The organism is Streptomyces sp. AC627_RSS907 (genome assembly GCF_019049165.1).
Map to the genome: position 1 here is coordinate 1 of NZ_JAGMUE010000876.1, position 858 is coordinate 858.

The window sequence follows — 858 nt, forward strand, 5'->3', positions numbered from 1 at the left end:
GCGGGTGCGCCGGGATGCGGCTGGCCTCACGCCAGACCTACGGATACGGGTGGTGGCGATCACTTGACGACGCCCAGCGCCTGGTAGTCGTAGCGGCCGTTGAAGGAGTCGGCCGTGTAGACGTTGGTGAGCCGGCTGCTGCGCCAGATGACGTTCTTCTCGAACACGAACGGCAGGTAGACGGCGTGTTCCGAGACCAGCTTGTTCATCTCGGTGTAGATCTTCGCGGCCTTGTCCTCGTCCAGCTCGGACTGCGCCTGCGTGAACTTGGCGTCGATCTTGGGGTCGTTGAGCATGCTGTAGTTGTTGTTGCCGTTGTCCAGGATGTACTTGCTGTGGACGAGCGGCTGCGAGAAGCCCTGGCCGGTCGGGAAGTCCGGACCCCAGCCCATGATGATGATCCCGAAGTTGTGCTTCTTGACGTACGCCGGGTTGCCGATGATGCCGGCGGTCATCGAGCCGTCGTACTGCTCGATCTCGGCCTGGATGCCGATCTTCTTCAGCGACGCCTGGAGCGACTCGGCGGTGGCGACCTCGACCGGCTTGTTGTTACGCACCGCGATGGTGGTCTTGAAGCCGTTCGGGTGACCGCACTTCTTCAGGGCGTCCTTGGCCTTGGCGGTGTTCGGGGCGCCGCCGTTCTCCAGCGCGCCGTACGGGTCGTACTTCGGGTCCGCGCCCTTGACGACCGGCGGCAGCATGTTGGTGGCGATGTCGCCGCCGGCCTGCGGGCCACCGCGGGCGGTCTGCAGCGACTGCTTGTCGGCGCCGTAGATGACGGCCTTGCGGCACTCGATCTTGTCGAACGGCTTGACCGTCTGCGGGAAGACCGCGTACCGGATGAACCCGGTCATCGGG

Annotated in this window: 1 protein-coding gene; it reads right to left on the reverse strand. The window is 64.8% G+C overall.

The annotated features are described in order from the left end of the window. Positions 1 to 59: 59 nt before the first annotated feature. A partial coding sequence (locus KUM32_RS39165; protein WP_254406738.1) for an ABC transporter substrate-binding protein occupies positions 60 to 858 on the reverse strand: 799 nt, incomplete at its 5' end.